Raw genomic sequence first — 19789 nt, 5'->3', positions numbered from 1 at the left:
ATGTGGCTGCCGATATCGAATGAATCCGGTCAGCACCCTGTCAACATAACAAATATTACGCGGGCGGCAATACAAACGATTGCTTGCCTATCAGCATAACAAACAGTGCAAATGTTAATTTATGGAATAAAAAACTGGCTGGAAGAGAGTTAATGGCAGGTTAAGAAAATGAAATGAGTAAATGTGATATATATCACCAAATTTAACCATTTTAAGAAAAGATATTTAAAGGCAAAAATTATCAGGGTGAAGTCAATAAACCACACCCTGAACAAGGTTTAGCCGATTACTTGAGGACCACGGTCTTAACACCTTCGGCGGTACCAATCAGTGCCACATCAGCACCTCGGTTGGCAAATAGCCCAACAGTGACCACTCCAGCGATACCATTAATTTTATTTTCTAACGCGATAGCATCCAAAATCGTCAAATTATGTACATCCAAAATAACGTTGCCGTTATCGGTCAGAACATTTTGGCGATATTCAGGTAGCCCACCCAATTTAACCAGTTCGCGGGCCACATAAGAACGGGCCATTGGGATGACTTCGACCGGCAGCGGGAACTTACCCAATACATCAACTTGCTTGGATGCATCAGCGATACAAATAAACTTACGGGCAATGGCGGCAATAATTTTTTCGCGGGTCAGTGCTGCACCACCGCCTTTAATCATCTGCATCTGACCGTTAATTTCATCGGCACCATCAACATAGATATCCAGTGCATCGACTTCGTTGCAATCAAATACCTGAATACCGTAACTTTTCAGTTTGGCGGTAGAGGCGTCAGAGCTGGAAACCGCCCCTTCAATTTGACCTTTGATAGAGCCAAGAGCATCAATAAAATGCGCTGCGGTTGAGCCGGTGCCAACCCCAACAATAGTGCCAGGTTTGACGTAATCTAATGCTGCCCAGCCCACTGCTTTTTTAAGTTCATCCTGAGTCATGGTAAGTTCGCGCCTTGATATGAAAGAAAACCTGAAGTCATTATAGAGCATATACACCAGAAATCTTCGCAATAAAGCCCACTTACTGGACGGTTAATTTTAGCTGGATCACAGTTATGCCGGTTTATTTGTGGCGGGTACCGAGGTATTCGGGCATAGAAAAATGATCAAAATGTGGCATAGTGCCTTATTAACTTAATATTTGGAGAGATGACTCCGATGAAACGCCCAGACTACCGTACGCTACAAGCGCTGGACGCGGTGATCCGTGAACGCGGTTTTGAACGCGCGGCACAAAAACTCTGTATCACCCAATCGGCAGTATCTCAACGCATTAAGCAGTTAGAGAATCTGTTCGGTCAGCCACTACTGGTGCGCACAGTGCCACCGCGCCCGACGGAACAAGGCCAGAAACTGCTCGCTTTATTGCATCAGGTTGAACTGCTGGAAGAAGAGTGGCTTGGTAATGACAGTGGCGGCGATACTCCGCTATTGCTGTCATTGGCGGTCAACGCCGACAGTTTGGCAACCTGGCTGCTTCCGGCATTGAAACCGGTGCTGGCAGACTCTCCGATTCGGCTCAATCTGCAAGTTGAAGATGAAACCCGAACCCAAGAGCGGCTACGTCGTGGCGAAGTCGTGGGCGCAGTTAGTATCCAACCTCAGCCCCTGCCGAGCTGTTTGGTCGATCAACTGGGCGCGCTGGATTATCTGTTTGTTGCATCCAAACCCTTCGCTGAGCGATATTTCCCCAACGGCGTCACGCGCTCGGCACTGCTGAAAGCACCAGCGGTCGCTTTTGACCATCTGGATGATATGCATCAGGCGTTTTTACAGCAGAATTTCGATTTATCGCCGGGCAGTGTGCCCTGCCATATTGTTAACTCGTCGGAAGCCTTTGTGCAGTTGGCAAGGCAAGGCACCACCTGCTGTATGATCCCGCATCTGCAAATCGAAAAAGAGCTGGCATCCGGGGAACTGATTAATTTAACGCCGGGGCTATTACAGCGGCGCATGCTGTTCTGGCACCGATTTGCGCCGGAAAGCCGGACAATGAGAAAAGTCACTGACGCCCTATTATCTTACGGGCGTCAGGTTTTACGACAAGACTAGCTTATTTAGCGGCGGCCGGAGCACTGGCGCTGGTTTGTAGCTCAAACACCACATCAACCTGATCATCAAAATGGATGGTCTGCTGTTCGTAAGTTTGAGCGGCATCCGTTGCCGGTGCAGCTTCGGCACTCTTAAACATCCGCGCTACCGGCATTGGCTGGTAGTTAGCTACATGATAACGAATGCTGTACACCGGCCCCAGCTTGACCTTAAATCCTTCAGCCAAAGAGCCCGCTTGGCTAATCGCATTCTCGATAGCTTTTTTACGTGCTTGCTCACGGTAAGTCTCTGGATTAGCAACACCAAGCTCTACGGCTCGAATCTCATTAAGACCCGATTTTAGTGCCCCATCCAGTAACTCATTCAATTTATCAAGCTGGCGCAGTGTTACCTGAACCTGACGCACTGCACGGTAGCCTTTCAATACCGCTTCACCGGTTTTCTGGTAATCGTATTCAGGCTGGGTACGGATATTGGCAGCATTGATATCTTTCTTATCAATGCCACTTTTACGCAGGAAATCAAAATATTGCGCCACGCGGGTATCCGCCTGCTTTTTAGCATCAGCGGCATCTTTGGCAGATACGCTAACTTCAATTGCGATAGTGGCAATATCCGGAGTCGCATCCACACTGGCAGTACCGGAGGTGACAACATGCGGCCCTTCTGGCACTTCGGCGGCTTGAACTTGTAGCGCCAAAGGTAACGTCCCTAATCCCATCATTGCGGCCAAAGCCAATGTCTTCAACTTCACGGAGCCTCCTAAAATACGCATGACAAATAAATCTGCTGCGGTTAGATAACCAGTGAATTCAATTAGTCACAAACACATTTGCAGTTAATTACACTCACTTGTATCTCATTGGCAACCTGATTCATTTGCCGTCAGTAACCTGAAATAACACATCAACCGTAGCATATCTTGGGAATCATGGGATTCAGATTAGTGATAAAAACTCACAGATTTAATCCCTGACGCGCTAACTGAAACGCAATAAACCACATCACGCCGCCCACCAGCAGATTAATCACTCGCTGTGACGTCGGGCGGTTCAGCCACGGTGATAACCACGCTGCCAGCAGAGCCAGTGCAAAAAACCAAGTAACAGAGGCAGTTACGGCACCAAACGCAAACCAAGGCCGAACATCAGGCAGTAGCTGACCTCCGAGGCTCCCCAACACCACAAAGGTATCAAGATAAACATGTGGATTGAGCCAGGTTACTGCTAATAGTGTCACGATGATGCGCCAGCGCCCCTGAGCACCAGCGGCAGCAGAGGAGGCGGTATTATCCCCCCGCCAGGCGGCTAACAGTGCTCCCCAGCCATACCACAGCAGGAATGCGACTCCGCCCCAAGTTACCAGCGCCAGCAGCAATGGTGAGCGGCTCAGTAAAGCACTGCCACCAAAAATACCGGCGCAAATCAAGATGATGTCACTGAGAGCACAAAGCCCGGCACTCATTAAATGGTGTTGCCGCTTAATTCCCTGATTCATCACAAAGGCATTTTGTGGCCCAAGGGGCAAAATCATGGCGGCACTGAGAGCAAAACCTTGCAAATAGACGGCTAACATACTGTTACCTTTGGATAATCCTCAGTATTAACCGAGGGAATAGGAAAGCAATTAGCAGCATATTACGGGGAGATGATCATCAGAGGAAATTGATATTTCTTATCAACTATAAGTAAAACTAATAATTAGTAAATAGGGGGCGATGAGAGGGACGAAAATAAGAGAAACGGGCCCAATGGCAGCCCGTATCAACATCATTTATTTTATGCTGGCTTATTAGATTCAGCGGTTGCTACCTGATGCAAATGCACATCCATCTGCGGGTAAGGAATACCAATTTTATTAGCATCCAGCGCGCGTTTGAAATTCTCCATCAGATCCCAATACACATCCATTGCATCGCCATTGGTGGTCCAGACACGCACGGTGAAGTTCAATGATGAAGGTGCCATCTCATTCAGACGTATCGTCACCCCTTTGTCGTGCATGATGCGTGAATCAGCGGCGATTATGTCGCCCAATACTTTTTTCACCACATCAATATCAGCATCATAAGCCACACCAACCACCATATCGGTACGGCGGTTCGGTTCACGGCTGGTATTGATGATGTTGTTGGCAATAATTTTGCCATTTGGTACCACGATGATTTTATCGTCTACGGTGCGGAGAGTGGTTGAGAAAATCTGCACCTGCACCACAGTACCGGCAACACCGCCCAGATCGACATACTCACCCGCTTTAAACGGACGGAAGGCCACCAGCAACACACCCGCAGCAAAGTTGGACAGCGAGCCTTGCAGCGCCAAACCGACGGCCAAGCCCGCGGCGCCGATGACTGCAATCACCGAGGCGGTTTGCACACCAAGACGGCCAAGCACCGCCACAATGGTAAAGGCCAGAATACTGTAGCGCACCATGGCCGCCAGAAAATCAGCAACCGTGACATCAATACCACGTAATTTCATGACCCGGCCAAGCATGCGAGAGACGATCTTGGCAATGATCGACCCGACAACCAGGATCAACAGCGCAGCAACCAGATTGACGGCATATTGAATCAGCAAATCCTGATTATTGATAAACCAAGAGCTGGCCTCATTAATACTATCAACTACATTTAACTCTTCCATTTTAACCATCCTACAAAAAATTCCCCGCAGGGGAGATTACGCAAAAATTACCACCAATTGATGACTAATATGGCAGTCATACCCGTTTAGGGTAACGAACAATAGGATGTGTTGCCAATTTTGATAGTAATAAATAAATATCAATATTCCTGCTTGAAGCTGTATCAGCAAATTTTCAACCCATAGAAAAAATAGAATATTTATAGAATAAACATTAGCTGGACAGATTTAGCATGAGGGGGGTAGGTCATCCTATTCACTCATTGAGAGAAAATCCATGCCTAGAATTAGACCATCCCACCTTACCCTCAACTTGAATCCTATTAAAGATAGTCAGCCCCAAACAGACGCCGAAAAGCTCCTGGAGTCGCTTAAAATCCATCAGCAGGGATTAATATGGGAAGAGAGTAATCAAGCAATAATACCCAAAGAGAATCAAAGATATAGAGACATTACCACACCGAAAACAACCGCTATCATGGCACCTAACAATACTGCTCTACCCGCTAACCATATAGAGCTAGGAACAGATAAGGGGGTGATACGTAGCCAATATCCGACAAAACAATCGGTTACTCCATATATTGAGATGTTGGGAGAAAGGCGAGCAACAATATTGGTGGTAATCGGTGAGGAAAATATATTTAGCAATGACAATATTAAACCAAAACCTTATCCCCCTTACTTTAAAACAGTGGAAAAGGATGCCTCTTACGAGATAGATATTCGGACTGAAATACACCCTGGTGCCGAAGGTTATACAATCAAAATACCTTATGATGAATCACACCCAAAACTCAAGATTGCAGTTCCAGTTATTCACATTACTGATTGGAAGGATAAAACAGCATTACCTGCTAATGAAATGGTGACACTGGCGAAACGTATCGTTGAGTTACACGATGATAAGTTTAATTTTTATGCTAATCCGGAAAAAGAGGGATTCGCCAGTAGAGCGGTTAAAGCTGAATATAAAGCACTTCCAGTAATTCATTGTAGTGCCGGTGTTGGGCGTACCGGGCAACTTATCGCCGCGATGGAATTGATCAACCCAGAATCATCACAAAGCCTGGAATTAATCATTAAAACCCTGCGAGAACAAGGTGGGCCGTATATGGTACAGACCGACGATCAAATGAAGGCATTAATTGCTTTGGCTCAAAAACTCGATAAGCCGCTGATGTAAAGACGAGCAAACATAAAGAATCTTCAATTTACTGACAAAACGGAAAAAGGCCCCGTAGGGCCTTTTAGGTCAGTCAAAGCTAAGCTGAATTACAGTACGTCGACTGCGTTCAGTTCTTTGAATGCCAATTCCAGACGGGTAATCATGCTAGTCTGGGCAGAACGCAACCACACACGTGGGTCGTAGTATTTCTTGTTCGGCTTGTCAGCACCTTCTGGGTTACCCAGTTGGCCTTGCAGATAGCCTTCGTTCTTCTTGTAGTAGTTCAGAATACCTTCCCATGTTGCCCACTGGGTATCGGTGTCGATATTCATTTTAACTACGCCGTAGCTTACTGCTTCTTTGATTTCAGCAGCAGTAGAACCTGAACCGCCATGGAACACGAAGTTCAGGCTGTTGTGCGGCAGATTGTGTTTCTTAGAAACATAATCCTGAGAATCACGCAGAATAGTTGGGGTCAGTTTCACATTACCTGGTTTGTAAACACCATGTACGTTACCGAAAGAAGCAGCGATAGTGAAACGTGGGCTGATTGCGTTCAGTTTTTCGTAAGCGTAATCAACGTCTTGCGGCTGAGTATACAGGGAAGATGCATCCATATGGCTGTTATCTACGCCATCTTCTTCACCACCAGTACAACCCAGTTCGATTTCCAGCGTCATACCCAGTTTTGACATACGAGTCAGGTACTTGCTACAGATTTCGATGTTTTCTTCCAGGGACTCTTCAGACAGGTCGATCATGTGAGAAGAGAACAGTGGTTTGCCAGTGGCAGCAAAATGTTTCTCGCCTGCATCCAACAAACCGTCTAACCATGGCAGCAATTTCTTGGCGCAATGGTCGGTATGCAGAATAACGGGAACACCATAGTGCTCAGCCATCTGATGTACATGGTGCGCACCAGAAATAGCGCCCAGAATTGCCGCGCCTTGTGGCACGTCAGTTTTCACGCCTTTACCTGCGATGAATGCTGCACCACCGTTAGAGAACTGAACGATAACTGGCGCACGCACTTTGGCTGCTGTTTCCAGCACTGCGTTGATAGAGTCGGTGCCGACACAGTTAACTGCTGGCAGAGCAAAGTTATTTTCTTTTGCTACCGCGAACACTTTCTGCACGTCATCACCTGTGATGACACCTGGTTTTACGAAATCAAAAATTTTAGACATGTACGTTGTCCTGTTTCGTCGACTGAAGATAGCAGCTATCCGGGAGGATAGGCCCTAAATGTAAATCGGTTTTCGCACAACTCAAAGCCCGCAGGCGATGAGCTAAAAGCGAAACGGGCGGCTCTCGCCCCCCGTTATCTAAATTACTGCTTAGCGCGCTCTTCCAGCATCACAACCGCTGGCAGTTTTTTCCCTTCTACGAACTCAAGGAAAGCACCGCCGCCGGTAGAGATGTAAGAGATTTGGTCAGCAATGCCGAACAAGTCGATTGCTGCCAGAGTGTCACCACCGCCGGCGATAGAGAATGCTTCGCTCTCTGCGATGGCGCGAGCCACAATCTCGGTCCCTTTACGGAAGTTAGGGAACTCGAATACACCCACTGGACCATTCCACAGAATGGTTTTGGCGTTTTTCAAGATCTCAGCCAGACGTTCCGCAGATTCGTCGCCCAGATCCAGAATTTGCTCATTATCTTTGATTTGGTTAGCAGGTTTCAGTGTTGCAGCTGCAGTTTCAGAGAACTCGGTAGCAACACGAACATCGGTAGGGACTGGGATATCGCAAGTTTCTAACAGACGTTTAGCTTCTGGAATCAGGTCTGCTTCATACAGAGATTTACCCACATTGTTGCCTTGAGCGGCAACGAAGGTATTGGCGATACCGCCACCAACAATCAGTTGGTCTGCAATTTTAGACAACGCACCCAACACAGTCAGTTTGGTAGAAACTTTAGAACCACCAACGATAGCAACCATTGGACGCGCTGGGTTACCCAGTGCTTTACCCAAGGCTTCCAGTTCTGCTGATAACAGCGGGCCAGCACAGGCGATAGGCGCAAATTTACCAACACCGTGAGTAGAAGCTTGTGCGCGGTGAGCAGTACCAAAAGCATCCATTACATACACATCACACAGTGCGGCATATTTCTTGGACAGAGTTTCGTCGTCTTTCTTTTCGCCTTTGTTAAAGCGAACGTTTTCCAGAACAACCAACTCGCCAGCTGCAATCTCAACGCCGTCCAGATAATCTTTCGCCAGACGTACCGGAGCAGACAATTTGTCTTTCAGGTAGTTAACCACTGGCAGCAAGGAGAACTCTTCGTTGTACTCGCCTTCGGTCGGGCGACCCAGGTGAGAGGTAACCATTACTTTAGCGCCCTGCTTCAGTGCCGCCTCAATGGTCGGCAGAGATGCACGGATACGCGCATCAGAAGTCACTTTGCCATCTTTTACCGGAACATTGAGGTCCGCACGGATCAGCACGCGAAGGCCTGCCAGATCCAGATCGGTCATCTTAATTACAGACATGGTGAATCCTCTTGTTGATTCTCTTTAAAGTTGCATAAGCTGCACATCAACGTTGTAGAAACCGCAATAAATCACGGAAAAACAACACGTTAACATACCATACTAGAAACCACTTCTGGCCATCGCCAATGTCGTATCCAACATTCTATTGGCGAAACCCCATTCGTTATCGCACCATACCAACGTCTTAATCAGGTGCTGCCCACTGACCCTTGTCTGAGTACAATCGACAATAGCACTGTGCGGATCATGGTTAAAATCCGTCGACACCAATGGTAATTCCGTATAGTCAACTATACCACGAAATGAACCTCTTGCTGCCTTTTGCAAAAGCTGGTTAACCTCAGCCACGCCAACTGGGCTTGTCACGCTGACACTTAAATCGATCGCCGTGACATTGATTGTAGGCACCCGCACCGAGATAGCTTCGAACCTGTCGCAAAACTTCGGAAAAATACGGGTAATCCCTGCTGCCAGTTTGGTATCAACCGGGATAATTGACTGACTTGCTGCTCGGGTACGACGTAAATCCTGATGATAAGCATCAATAACCGGCTGGTCATTCATTGATGAATGAATAGTGGTAACAGTGCCGGATTCAATGCCATAAGCCACATCCAACAACTGAATAATAGGAATAATACAGTTCGTGGTACAGGAAGCGTTGGAAACAATTCGATGCTCTGCCTGTAAATCCTGATGATTAACACCATAAACCACCGTAGCATCCAAATCATGACCACCGGGATGGGCAAACAGTACCTTTTTGGCACCGGAGGTTAAATGCGCCTCGCCATCTGCACGGCTGCCATACACACCGCTACAATCCAGAACAACATCAATTCCTAACTCACCCCAGGGTAACTGCTCAACTTCTGGCTGATGTATCAGCCGGATAATATCGTCCCCGACGTATAATTTGTCACATTCCTGACGAACATCCCAAGCAAACCGCCCATGGCTGGAGTCATACTTCAACAGATGGGCCATCCCTTCTGCATTAGCCAACTCATTAATAGCAACCACTGAAATTTCTGCCCGGCGACCTGATTCATACAATGCGCGTAAAACGCTACGACCAATACGGCCAAAGCCATTTATCGCTATACGGATTGTCATGCTACTCCCTGTTTCTGGTTATTATCATGCAACCCCATAGCGTACTTCAGCGCACCCTAAGATGTTAATCGTCTTATCACAATTCAGCCAGAATACTCCCGGCTTTTTCCTCAGCGAAATGAGCTGAAATGGAAACTGAATTATGACTGAAACGCTTCAGCCAGAATAAACCAAACTAATCATAAAAGGAATATCTGCCTGATAAAGGGCACAATTCATCCATCAATTGGTGAAAAAAAAGACTGCCGAAGCAGTCTTTTAACAGGTGTATTACCGGGATTATCATCACCATTTACACCCGACTATAGCTTCTTACTTAAAGCTACAGCAGGTGTTGGTCGCGTTGCGGCTTATTTCAACAACGCCTGAGCTTTCGCCACCACATTTTCGACGGTGAAACCGAACTCTTTGAACAGCAATTCCGCTGGAGCAGACTCACCGAAGGTGGTCATACCCACAACTGCGCCATTCAGGCCAACATATTTGTACCAGTAATCAGCAATACCCGCTTCAACAGCAACGCGAGCGCTAACCGCTGATGGCAATACAGATTCACGGTAAGCCGCGTCTTGTTTGTCGAATGCATCGGTGGATGGCATAGAGACAACACGCACTTTACGACCAGCAGCAGTCAGTTGATCGGCAGCAGCAACCGCCAGTTCAACTTCAGAGCCAGTAGCAATAAAGATCAATTCTGGCTGACCCGCACAATCTTTCAGCACGTAAGCGCCTTTAGAAATGTTCGCTAACTGCTCAGCTGTACGTGGCTGTTGTGCCAGGTTCTGACGGGAGAAGATCAGCGCGCTTGGGCCATCTTTACGTTCCAAGGCGTACTGCCATGCTACCGCAGACTCAACCTGGTCACATGGACGCCAAGTGCTCATGTTTGGTGTGACACGCAAGCTTGCCATCTGCTCAACTGGCTGATGGGTTGGGCCATCTTCGCCCAGACCGATAGAGTCATGGGTGTAAACAAAGATGCTGCGGATTTTCATCAGCGCAGCCATACGTACTGCGTTACGGGCATATTCCACAAACATCAGGAAGGTTGCGCCGTAAGGAATGAAACCGCCGTGCAGCGCGATACCATTCATGATGGCAGACATACCAAACTCACGGACACCGTAGTGAATATAGTTACCCGCCAGATCATCGCTCAGTGATTTAGAGCCAGACCAGATAGTCAGGTTACTTGGTGCCAGGTCAGCAGAACCGCCGAGGAATTCAGGCAAGACCTTACCGAAAGCTTCCAGTGCATTTTGTGATGCTTTACGGCTAGCAATCTTGGCAGGGTTTGCTTGCAACTCTTCGATAAATTTCTTGGATTCAGTCGCCCAGTTAGCTGGCAGTTCACCACTTACACGACGCTTGAATTCAGCAGCCAGTTCTGGATACGCTTTAGCATAAGCAGCGAACTTCTCGTTCCAGGCCGCTTCTTTAGCTTTGCCCGCTTCTTTGGCATCCCATGCAGCATAAATATCCTGTGGGATTTCAAATGCCGGGTATTTCCAGCCCAATGCTTCACGGGTTGCAGCAACTTCATCAGCACCTAATGGTGCGCCGTGGGAGTCATGGGTACCGGCTTTCTTCGGTGAACCAAAACCGATAATGGTTTTGCACATCAGCAGTGATGGTTTGTCGGTAACTTTGTGGGCTTCTTCGATAGCCGCTTTGATGGAATCAGCGTTATGACCATCAACACCACGAACAACATGCCAGCCGTAAGCTTCGAAACGGGCAGCAGTATCATCAGTGAACCAGCCTTCAACATGACCGTCGATGGAGATACCGTTGTCATCATAGAAAGCGGTCAGTTTGCCCAGCTTCATGGTACCCGCCAGAGAACAAACCTCGTGCGAGATCCCTTCCATCATGCAGCCGTCACCCATAAAGGCATAGGTGTGGTGATCGACAATATCATGGCCTGAGCGGTTAAACTGCGCGGCCAGTGTACGTTCTGCAATAGCAAAACCCACCGCATTGGCGATGCCCTGACCCAGTGGGCCAGTGGTGGTTTCTACGCCCGCGGTATAGCCATATTCAGGGTGACCTGGCGTTTTAGAATGCAGTTGGCGGAAGTTTTTCAGTTCTTCCATTGGCAGATCATAGCCAGTGAGGTGCAGCAAGCTATAGATCAACATGGAGCCGTGACCATTCGACAAGACGAAACGGTCGCGATCAGCCCAGTGTGGATTGGTTGGATTATGGTTCAGGTAATCACGCCACAGAACTTCGGCAATATCTGCCATACCCATAGGGGCGCCGGGGTGGCCGGAATTCGCTTTTTGCACTGCGTCCATGCTTAGTGCGCGGATCGCGTTGGCAAGCTCTTTACGAGAGGACATGTTTTACTCCAGGTCGGATTAAAAAAAGCGTTCAAGTTTACCATTTTCTCAGACTCAGCATTGAAACGGCAATCACTAAAACCAAATGAGCTATAACTTCCATATTAATGGCCAATGGAATCTGCTGATTTTCAGAATAAAGCTATAGCTGTAACGCCCAAGGCGCGTTAACCTCGCAACGTTTTTAGCCACACAATGAGCATGTTAAACGCTCGATGGCTGGAAGTGCTCGTTTTTGCAAACAGACCAGTACAAACCATACTTTGCAACAACATTTTTGGGCAAGACCTATTGCCGACAGAGTAGAACAACCGCCGTCGTTTCAACAGCTATTAATGCAATAGATGGTGAGAATGTGAAAATGGTTATAGGCCGAGAAGCATGAATAGATAACCACAGTTAATACGTTGTCCTCACTTATAGAACTGCCCCATCCAATGATAAAAATGGCATAACCACAGGAAGAAAGTGTTATGAAAATTCGTACCTCAATGATTGCACTGAGCCTTACGGCGCTGCTTGGCGGCTGCCAGAATATGAATACCGATGGCTTAATGCAGTCCGGTGCCCAAGCATTTCAGGCGGCAACCCTGAGTGATGCTGATGTAAAAAATCTCAGTGAAAAATCTTGTGCAGAAATGGATCAGAAGGCCCAGATAGCTTCGGCTGATAGTGCCTACGGCAAACGCCTAGCAAAAATCTCAGCCGCATTAGGTGACAATATCAATGGCACGCCAGCCAACTATAAGGTTTACATCACTAAAGAGGTTAATGCCTGGGCGATGGCAAATGGCTGTATCCGTGTATATAGCGGCCTAATGGATATGATGACCGACAATGAAGTGGAGGCGGTACTCGGCCATGAGATGGGCCATGTAGCATTAGGGCATACCCGCAAAGCGATGCAAGTGGCTTATGGTACTACCGCCCTGCGCACTGCGGCCGCCTCCGCCGGTGGCATTGCTGGCCAACTCTCTCAGTCTCAGTTGGCTGACATTGGCGAGAAACTGGTTAACGCGCAATTCTCTCAGAAACAAGAAAGCGAAGCCGATGACTACTCATTCGATCTGCTGAAAAAACAGGGAATTGATCCGCAAGGGTTAGTCACCAGTTTTGAAAAACTGGCAACCATGGAAGCAGGCCGCACCAGCAGCATGTTTGATGATCACCCGTCCTCACAGGCCCGCGCGGATCATATCCGCCAGCGTATTGCCAGCGGCCAGTAACCTGAATCAGCATAAATTCACTCTGCCTGCTCAACGCAGGCATTTTTACCTTCGAGCCCCCCTAGCTTTCACTGAGATCAATCTGGATCTGTCCGGCATCCACTCGTACCTGGTACGTTTGTAAATCGCGATCCCCTGGCTCCCGCAAACATTTGCCAGTTTTCACATCAAATACGGCACCGTGTAATAAGCATTCAATGGTGCCTTCATCAAAAAAACCCGGGCTAAGTAATGCGTTGGCATGAGGGCAAACATCGTCCATCGCGAAATACTCACCATTAATAACATAAACGCCAATACGTTTATCCCCGACACTCGCCGAAAAAGGCGAGTCTGGTTTAACGTACGATGCTTTGCATACGCTGACCCATCCCATACTTAAACCTCCGCAGACATATCATATTGATTAAAGATAGCTGACTAATAGGTAAGCAATAAGAATCTATTTTTCTCATCCTACCTGGCACTGGATAAGTACCCCACATAATAGTGCCGGGTCATGCTGTGATGGATTGGAACATTGCATGGATAGCGCATATAGCAATGCCTGACGAAATGATTCGTCATCAAGAATGGGCGATTATCAGGGGGAAAAGAGAGAGAATTGAATAAGATGTGGGTATCCAGATTGATACCCACATTGAGATCATTTATTTACTCATCTTCAAGATAAGTATAACCGTACAAACCAGACTCAAACTCTTCCATAAACTGAGCCTGGAGCTCGGTATCCAGATCGGTTTCTTTCACTTGATCGTGGAACTGTTTCAGTAATTTTTCTGGGTTCAACTGAACATATTCCAGCATATCCGCGACGGTATCGCCTTCGTCAGTCTGTTCAAATTCAACCGTACCATCAGGGAAAACATACACATCGACAGCGGCGGTATCGCCAAACAGGTTGTGCATGTTGCCCAAGATTTCCTGATAAGCCCCAACCATAAAGAAGCCCAACAGCGGCGGATTCTCTGCATCATACGGCGGCATTGGCATGGTGGTTGCTACCCCATCACCATCAATATAATGGTCAATGGTGCCATCGGAATCACAAGTGATGTCCAGCAAGACGGCGCGACGCTCTGGTGGCTTATCTAGCCCTTCCAGTGGCAAGACCGGGAAAAGCTGGTCGATACCCCATGCATCCGGCATTGACTGGAACAGCGAGAAATTGACATACAGCTTATCAGCCATACGTTCTTGCAGCTCATCAATGATTGGCCGGTGTGCTCGGTTGCTCGGATCTAGCTGCTTTTGGATCTCATTGCAGATACTCAGGTATAGCTCTTCAGCCCAAGCGCGTTGAGTCAGTTCCAACATGCCATGAGCGTACTGAGTATGGACATCGTGCAAGTCCATCTGGCTATCGTGCAGCCATTCGCGCAGTGAGCGGCGATTTTCTGGCTCTTGCATTTCCAGCCAGGTATCCCACAGGCTTTCCAGTGCGCGCGGCGCATCAGCAGCCGGTGGTTGTGGCTCGTTGAACTCATTGCGTTCTACGCCGATAACATTGGAAACCAGCACAGTGTGGTGTGCGGTAACGGCGCGGCCCGACTCGGTAATGACGGTTGGATGCGGTAAACCGTGTTCATTACAAGCATCCCCGATACCCCAGATAACGTTGTTGGCATATTCATTCAGGCCATAGTTAACTGAGCAATCTGATTGAGAGCGCGTCCCTTCGTAATCTACGCCTAAACCGCCACCCACATCGAAGCACTGAATATTGACACCCAGTTTGTGTAGCTCCACATAAAAACGGGCGGATTCGCGCACGCCGGTGGAGATATCACGGATGTTGGAAAGCTGAGAACCTAAATGGAAGTGCAATAATTGCAGGCTTTCCAGACTGTTGGCTTCGCGCAGCATATCCACCAACTGCAATACTTGAGTCGCGGACAAGCCAAATTTGGATTTTTCACCGCCGCTGGCCTGCCATTTGCCAGAACCCTGTGATGCCAGACGTGCACGAACACCCAAGCGTGGCACGACATTCAGGCGCTCGGCTTCTTCCAGTACCATTTTGATTTCTGACATCTTTTCGATAACCAGATAAACCTTATGGCCCAGTTTTTCGCCGATCAATGCCAGACGGATATATTCACGGTCTTTATAACCATTACAGACGATAACTGAGCGGGTCATACCGGCATGCGCCAGAACGGCCATCATTTCCGCTTTAGAACCCGCTTCCAGCCCTAAAGGCTCGCCGGAATTAACCAGAGATTCAATAACCCGACGATGTTGGTTTACTTTAATTGGGTAAACCAAAAAGTAATCGCCTTCATAACCAAACGACTCACGCGCACGTTTAAACGCACCATTAATTGAGCGCAGGCGATGCTGTAAGATTTGTGGGAAACAGAATAGTGCAGGCAAGCGTTGCCCCTGCTCAAGCTGCATTCTTTTGACCAGTTGAGCCAAATCAACACGAGCCTCACGAACATCGGGATCTGGGCAGACACTGATATGACCCAGTTCATTGACGTCATAATAGTTGCCACCCCAGTAGGCGACGTTATACGTGCTCAGCATCTTGCTGGCATTACGATCATTCATGGCAACCTCCTGCATGGAGCGTAAAGAAATATGTGCGCCCGCAGCTGACGGACGGTCAATCAAGTTATCATCAGACATAATTCGCCTCTATTGCGATACTGACGATAAAGTCAGCCACTATCGCAGCTACAACCAGCAAGGACAACCCGCGCGAATGCCAAATTGGCAGAATATTACGCTAAAAAGCGCGACTCTCGAGCGGTTTATCACCCAGCTATTCATTACCCAACAGGGTAAAACACGTTTAAATGAAGAATACGTTTGACTGTAAATACGTATTGAGATTTTGTGAATCGGATTAGCCGCAAAGTCGCCAGGCCAGTCGGATTCAGTGCTTCAGGCAGTGATTAACCCGCCCGCGAATCCTGAGTTGCACCCATGTGGGTATAACATCGGGTTGATGGCGTACAAGAAAGGAAGGTTGCAAGGGGAGATTGAACGTCAGAACGACGCAGCTGTTGATGTGCAGCAACCAGTAGACAACGGATCATTAATCCAACCACCTCCACGCAAGCCGTTCAAGCTGAACGGACAAGACTTAATATAAATAGACAATTTAGGTAACAGTTCGATGACGCTGCCATTTCAGTGCTTATTTGTGATTACGCCCCCTTAAACATTGGGAACTCATCACTAAGTGCAAAACACTGAAAATCTAACAATGAGCTAATGTCATCTTCTGCCATCTTCATCATTGTGTATCAAATAAGCTGCGCGCGCAGTTTATACCTATAACGCGGGCAAAATGCAAAATGAAAATGGCCTGTAACTGTATCAAGCGGTAAATAAATCAACTGACAATCAAAGCGAGAAATATCTTGATGCAAAAAGGGCTGGCATTAATAGCAAAAGCTGACCTAAAATAGACGTCCAGATGTTAATACATCCATACGCTTTAATTGCTAGAATGCCTATTGCGCTGTAAATACAACAGGCTTCTTGATAGATAGACTGCTAAAGGCTTTGCCTAAAGGGGCATTGTAAGGCGCAACGCAGCATGAAACTGGTTCAAATTTGGGTTTCTGTTGTCTGCCCTTAATGCTATGCAGTGACTTTTCACTTGTATTCAAGGTAAAGAAAATAATGGCTAAACACCTATTTACGTCAGAATCGGTTTCTGAAGGGCATCCTGATAAAATTGCTGACCAGATTTCAGATGCGGTACTTGACGCAATTCTTGAACAAGATCCTAAAGCACGTGTTGCCTGCGAGACCTATGTCAAAACGGGTATGGTATTGGTTGGCGGTGAAGTAACCACTAACGCATGGGTTGATATCGAAGAGATCACCCGTCGTACTGTGCGCGAAATCGGTTATGTTAATTCTGAGATGGGTTTTGACGCTAACTCTTGTGCCGTCTTAAGCGCAATTGGTAAGCAATCTCCTGATATCAATCAAGGGGTTGACCGTGCGGACCCACTGGAGCAAGGTGCAGGTGACCAAGGTTTGATGTTTGGTTATGCCACCAACGAAACCAGCGTATTAATGCCAGCGCCGATTACTTATGCTCACCGTTTGGTTGAGCGCCAGGCTGCTGTACGTAAAAATGGCATCTTGCCATGGCTGCGTCCAGATGCAAAAAGCCAGGTTACTTTCCAGTATGACGACGGCAAAATTGTTGGTATTGATGCAGTAGTGCTGTCAACTCAGCATTCAGAAGATATCAATCAGAAAGATTTGCATGAAGCGGTGATGGAAGAAATCATCAAGCCGGTTCTGCCTGCCGAGTGGATTACGTCTGCCACCAAATACTTTATCAACCCAACAGGCCGTTTTGTTATCGGTGGCCCAATGGGTGACTGTGGTCTGACTGGCCGTAAAATTATCGTTGATACCTACGGTGGCATGGCGCGTCATGGTGGCGGTGCATTCTCTGGTAAAGATCCATCCAAAGTTGACCGCTCAGCAGCTTATGCCGCTCGCTATGTTGCTAAGAATATTGTGGCCGCTGGCTTGGCTGACCGCTGTGAGATTCAGGTCTCTTACGCCATTGGCGTAGCAGAACCGACCTCCATCATGGTAGAAGCGTTTGGTACCGAGAAGATCCCTGCAGATCAACTGACTGCATTGGTGCGTGAGTTCTTTGATTTGCGCCCATATGGTTTGATCAAAATGCTGGATCTGCTGCACCCGATCTATCGTGCAACCGCCGCTTATGGTCACTTTGGTCGTGAAAGTTTCCCTTGGGAAAAAACCGACAAAGCGGCATTGCTGCGTGATGCTGCTGGCTTGAAATAAATTTCAGCGTCGGAATTTAAATAATAAAAAACCCGCATTGCGGGTTTTTTTTATCCCTAAGGTTCTATTGAGTCCGACGTCGGCGCTCGATAGCACTGAATATCGCCATTCCTGCCAGCATAGCGGCAACAAAGATGATGCCCTTATACATCCCTGCCCCCAATAATACCAAAGCCGGCCCAGGGCATATCCCCGCCAGCCCCCAGCCGATGCCAAATAACAAACTGCCGCCAATTAATCGTTTATCGATGTTTGTCGCCATCGGTAACTGAATAGGTTGCCCCAGCAAACTGGTTTTGCGCTTTTTAGCCCAAGTAAAACCTAGGGTGGCAACGACAACTGCCGCTGCCATCACCAGAGCCAATGACGGGTCCCACGCCCCACTAATATCAAGAAAACCAAGCACCTTAGCCGGATTAGCCATACCCGCAATAATCAAGCCCAGCCCAAAAATTAGCCCAGCCATCAATGAGAAAAATAAATTCATATTCCCTTCCTAAGTTATTCTATTAGCTAAGAAAATAGATGGCGAACCAGCCATACCGTGACAAAACCGGTGAACATAAAACTGAGTGTCGCGACCAGTGAGCGCGGCGAAAAGCGCGCCAATCCACAGACCCCATGCCCACTGGTGCAGCCAGCGCCATAGCGCGTTCCGATGCCTACCAGCAATCCAGCCACTACCAGCGTGGGCAAGTCGGCTTCGATCTGGATAATCGGTAGCACGGCAAAGAGTGAATAAACCAGAGGAGAAATAATCAAGCCGATGATGAAAGCAGCCCGCCAGGCATTATTATCCCCACGTTTTGGCGGTAACAATCCCCCCAAGATGCCACTAATACCAGCAATACGGCCATTCCAGAGCCATAAGATAGTTGCAGCTGCGCCCAATAATGCCCCACCCGCCAATGCGCTATAGGGGGTAAAGTTGGCCCAATCGATAGTCATACGCCCTCCTTCTCTTGCGGGCAGTAAAGCTGATAGAGAACCTCCAGCAGCGCCAATATTTTGCTGTCGGCGATGGAGTAAAATATTCGTTTGCCTTCTCGGCGAGTGTTCACTAACCCATCACTACGCAGCACACCAAGCTGCTGCGAAAGAGTTGGCTGATGAATGCCTAGTGCGGCCTCCAACTCACCAACCGCTTTTTCTCCCTGGCTCAATTGGCATAACAATAACAATCGATCCTCATTTGCCAATATTCGCAGTACGTCACAAGCCTGCCCTGCCGCCAGCCTCATCAAATCTATGCTCATTCTTTTATCGTCATTCATTTGCTTCTCTGATATTCATTTTCATTCTATATTTTTATATTATATGTTTTTATATAATGATCAACTAAAAATAGTCCTGTCTACTCGCTTGCATCTGGATATCTGGCGTTTTATTCTTCCGCAATATGAGTTCATTAAGAATCCCCATCGCGCTACAGCAAGCGGTTATGCGCTGTTTACGCCATAAATTACAGCTGGCAAATCAGCATCTTGGCACCCATTATCCGGAGCCAAAAATCAACTATCATCAACGTGGTACCAGCGCGGGTAGCGCCTATCTGCAATCGTTCGAGATTCGCCTTAACCCCGTGTTGTTACTAGAAAATCAACAACCTTTTATTGATGAAGTTGTGCCCCATGAACTGGCACATTTGCTGGTTTATCGTCAATTTGGCCGTGTTGCCCCCCATGGCAAAGAGTGGCGCTGGATGATGGAGCACGTACTGCAAGTCCCGGCTAGCCGCACTCATCAATTTGAAGTGACCTCAGTACGCAGTAAGACCTTCAATTATCAATGCAAATGCCAGCAGCACGCTTTAACCATTCGCCGCCACAATAAAGTGCAGCGCGGCGAGAGCGAATATCGCTGCCGACAATGTGGCGAAAAGCTGCAATTTATAGCTGTGAAAAACTGTTAGTAATTATCGTTACTTGTTATA

At 47.7% G+C, this 19789-nt stretch carries 20 protein-coding genes; 6 read left to right on the top strand and 14 right to left on the bottom strand.

Annotated elements, in window-relative coordinates; translation table 11 throughout:
- Nucleotides 1-286 precede the first annotated feature (286 nt).
- On the bottom strand, nt 287-949 hold the full coding sequence (rpiA, locus tag FTA96_RS18515) for a ribose-5-phosphate isomerase RpiA (RefSeq protein WP_050109873.1): 663 nt from the start codon (nt 947-949) through the stop codon (nt 287-289).
- 219 nt (nt 950-1168) lie between these two features.
- Between rpiA and FTA96_RS18510 the strand changes: the two genes are divergently transcribed.
- A complete protein-coding gene (locus tag FTA96_RS18510) occupies nt 1169-2062 on the top strand; it encodes a LysR family transcriptional regulator ArgP (protein ID WP_004706816.1) in 894 nt (297 codons plus the stop codon).
- Between the two features lies 1 nt (nt 2063).
- On the opposite strand, the gene FTA96_RS18505 is transcribed toward FTA96_RS18510, so the two are convergent.
- The 3 genes from FTA96_RS18505 to mscS form a co-directional block, all read right to left on the bottom strand.
- Nucleotides 2064-2816: an oxidative stress defense protein gene (locus FTA96_RS18505; protein ID WP_050109874.1), complete on the bottom strand. Its 753-nt coding sequence runs from the start codon at nt 2814-2816 to the stop codon at nt 2064-2066.
- Between the two features lie 203 nt (nt 2817-3019).
- Nucleotides 3020-3637 carry an arginine exporter ArgO gene (gene argO / locus FTA96_RS18500; protein ID WP_050152285.1) on the bottom strand — a complete coding sequence of 206 codons (618 nt, stop codon included), beginning with the start codon at nt 3635-3637 and terminating at the stop codon, nt 3020-3022.
- Nucleotides 3638-3840: 203 nt separating this feature from the next.
- Nucleotides 3841-4710: a small-conductance mechanosensitive channel MscS gene (mscS, locus tag FTA96_RS18495; RefSeq protein WP_050109876.1), complete on the bottom strand. Its 870-nt coding sequence runs from the start codon at nt 4708-4710 to the stop codon at nt 3841-3843.
- 277 nt (nt 4711-4987) lie between these two features.
- On the opposite strand from mscS, the gene FTA96_RS18490 reads away from it, so the two are divergent.
- Complete coding sequence (locus tag FTA96_RS18490) at nt 4988-5896, top strand: protein-tyrosine phosphatase family protein (RefSeq protein ID WP_050135848.1); 909 nt, start codon at nt 4988-4990, stop codon at nt 5894-5896.
- 89 nt (nt 5897-5985) lie between these two features.
- On the opposite strand, the gene fbaA is transcribed toward FTA96_RS18490, so the two are convergent.
- From fbaA to tkt, 4 genes are all read right to left on the bottom strand, one after another.
- Nucleotides 5986-7065 carry a class II fructose-bisphosphate aldolase gene (gene fbaA / locus FTA96_RS18485; RefSeq protein WP_050109878.1) on the bottom strand — a complete coding sequence of 360 codons (1080 nt, stop codon included), beginning with the start codon at nt 7063-7065 and terminating at the stop codon, nt 5986-5988.
- A gap of 143 nt (nt 7066-7208) precedes the next feature.
- Nucleotides 7209-8372 (bottom strand): phosphoglycerate kinase, encoded by a 1164-nt coding sequence (pgk, locus tag FTA96_RS18480; RefSeq protein WP_050109879.1) that lies wholly within the window; start codon nt 8370-8372, stop codon nt 7209-7211.
- Nucleotides 8373-8474: 102 nt separating this feature from the next.
- The gene (gene epd / locus FTA96_RS18475) at nt 8475-9491 is read right to left on the bottom strand and encodes an erythrose-4-phosphate dehydrogenase (RefSeq protein ID WP_050109880.1); all 1017 of its coding nucleotides are present in this window, start codon (nt 9489-9491) and stop codon (nt 8475-8477) included.
- Between the two features lie 350 nt (nt 9492-9841).
- Nucleotides 9842-11836: a transketolase gene (gene tkt, locus FTA96_RS18470; RefSeq protein WP_050109881.1), complete on the bottom strand. Its 1995-nt coding sequence runs from the start codon at nt 11834-11836 to the stop codon at nt 9842-9844.
- A gap of 473 nt (nt 11837-12309) precedes the next feature.
- On the opposite strand from tkt, the gene loiP reads away from it, so the two are divergent.
- A complete protein-coding gene (loiP, locus tag FTA96_RS18465) occupies nt 12310-13062 on the top strand; it encodes a metalloprotease LoiP (RefSeq protein ID WP_145539114.1) in 753 nt (250 codons plus the stop codon).
- A 61-nt stretch (nt 13063-13123) separates the two neighbouring features.
- On the opposite strand, the gene FTA96_RS18460 is transcribed toward loiP, so the two are convergent.
- The gene (locus FTA96_RS18460) at nt 13124-13438 is read right to left on the bottom strand and encodes a non-heme iron oxygenase ferredoxin subunit (RefSeq protein ID WP_050109883.1); all 315 of its coding nucleotides are present in this window, start codon (nt 13436-13438) and stop codon (nt 13124-13126) included.
- A gap of 278 nt (nt 13439-13716) precedes the next feature.
- On the bottom strand, nt 13717-15696 hold the full coding sequence (gene speA / locus FTA96_RS18455; protein ID WP_145574515.1) for a biosynthetic arginine decarboxylase: 1980 nt from the start codon (nt 15694-15696) through the stop codon (nt 13717-13719).
- On the opposite strand from speA, the gene FTA96_RS23325 reads away from it, so the two are divergent.
- A complete protein-coding gene (locus FTA96_RS23325; protein WP_186372900.1) occupies nt 15617-15883 on the top strand; it encodes a hypothetical protein in 267 nt (88 codons plus the stop codon). The genes speA and FTA96_RS23325 overlap by 80 nt on opposite strands.
- 82 nt (nt 15884-15965) lie before the next feature.
- Here FTA96_RS23325 and FTA96_RS23880 read toward each other — a convergent pair whose 3' ends face one another.
- Entirely contained in the window at nt 15966-16109 is a 144-nt protein-coding gene (locus FTA96_RS23880; protein ID WP_155409025.1) for a hypothetical protein, read from the bottom strand.
- Nucleotides 16110-16701: 592 nt separating this feature from the next.
- Between FTA96_RS23880 and metK the strand changes: the two genes are divergently transcribed.
- A complete protein-coding gene (metK, locus tag FTA96_RS18450) occupies nt 16702-17856 on the top strand; it encodes a methionine adenosyltransferase (RefSeq protein WP_050109885.1) in 1155 nt (384 codons plus the stop codon).
- Between the two features lie 64 nt (nt 17857-17920).
- Here the strand turns inward: metK and FTA96_RS18445 are convergent, their stop codons facing one another.
- The 3 genes from FTA96_RS18445 to FTA96_RS18435 are packed head-to-tail and all read right to left on the bottom strand — an operon-like array spanning nt 17921 to nt 19130.
- Nucleotides 17921-18343, bottom strand: coding sequence for a DUF6691 family protein (locus tag FTA96_RS18445; protein ID WP_050135838.1), 423 nt, complete (start codon nt 18341-18343; stop codon nt 17921-17923).
- Between the two features lie 26 nt (nt 18344-18369).
- A complete protein-coding gene (locus tag FTA96_RS18440) occupies nt 18370-18804 on the bottom strand; it encodes a YeeE/YedE family protein (RefSeq protein ID WP_050135835.1) in 435 nt (144 codons plus the stop codon).
- Nucleotides 18801-19130 carry an ArsR/SmtB family transcription factor gene (locus FTA96_RS18435; protein ID WP_050124058.1) on the bottom strand — a complete coding sequence of 110 codons (330 nt, stop codon included), beginning with the start codon at nt 19128-19130 and terminating at the stop codon, nt 18801-18803. Before FTA96_RS18435 ends, FTA96_RS18440 begins: the two co-directional genes overlap by 4 nt.
- 125 nt (nt 19131-19255) lie before the next feature.
- Here FTA96_RS18435 and FTA96_RS18430 point away from each other — a divergent pair, with 125 nt between their 5' ends.
- Nucleotides 19256-19768: a SprT family zinc-dependent metalloprotease gene (locus FTA96_RS18430; RefSeq protein WP_050135833.1), complete on the top strand. Its 513-nt coding sequence runs from the start codon at nt 19256-19258 to the stop codon at nt 19766-19768.
- The last annotated feature ends 21 nt before the right edge of the window (nt 19769-19789 follow it).

This window comes from Yersinia alsatica, from assembly GCF_902170305.1.
GTDB lineage: Bacteria > Pseudomonadota > Gammaproteobacteria > Enterobacterales > Enterobacteriaceae > Yersinia > Yersinia alsatica.
Note: the sequence above shows the minus strand (reverse complement) of the source record. Positions and strands in the feature narration are given on the sequence as shown.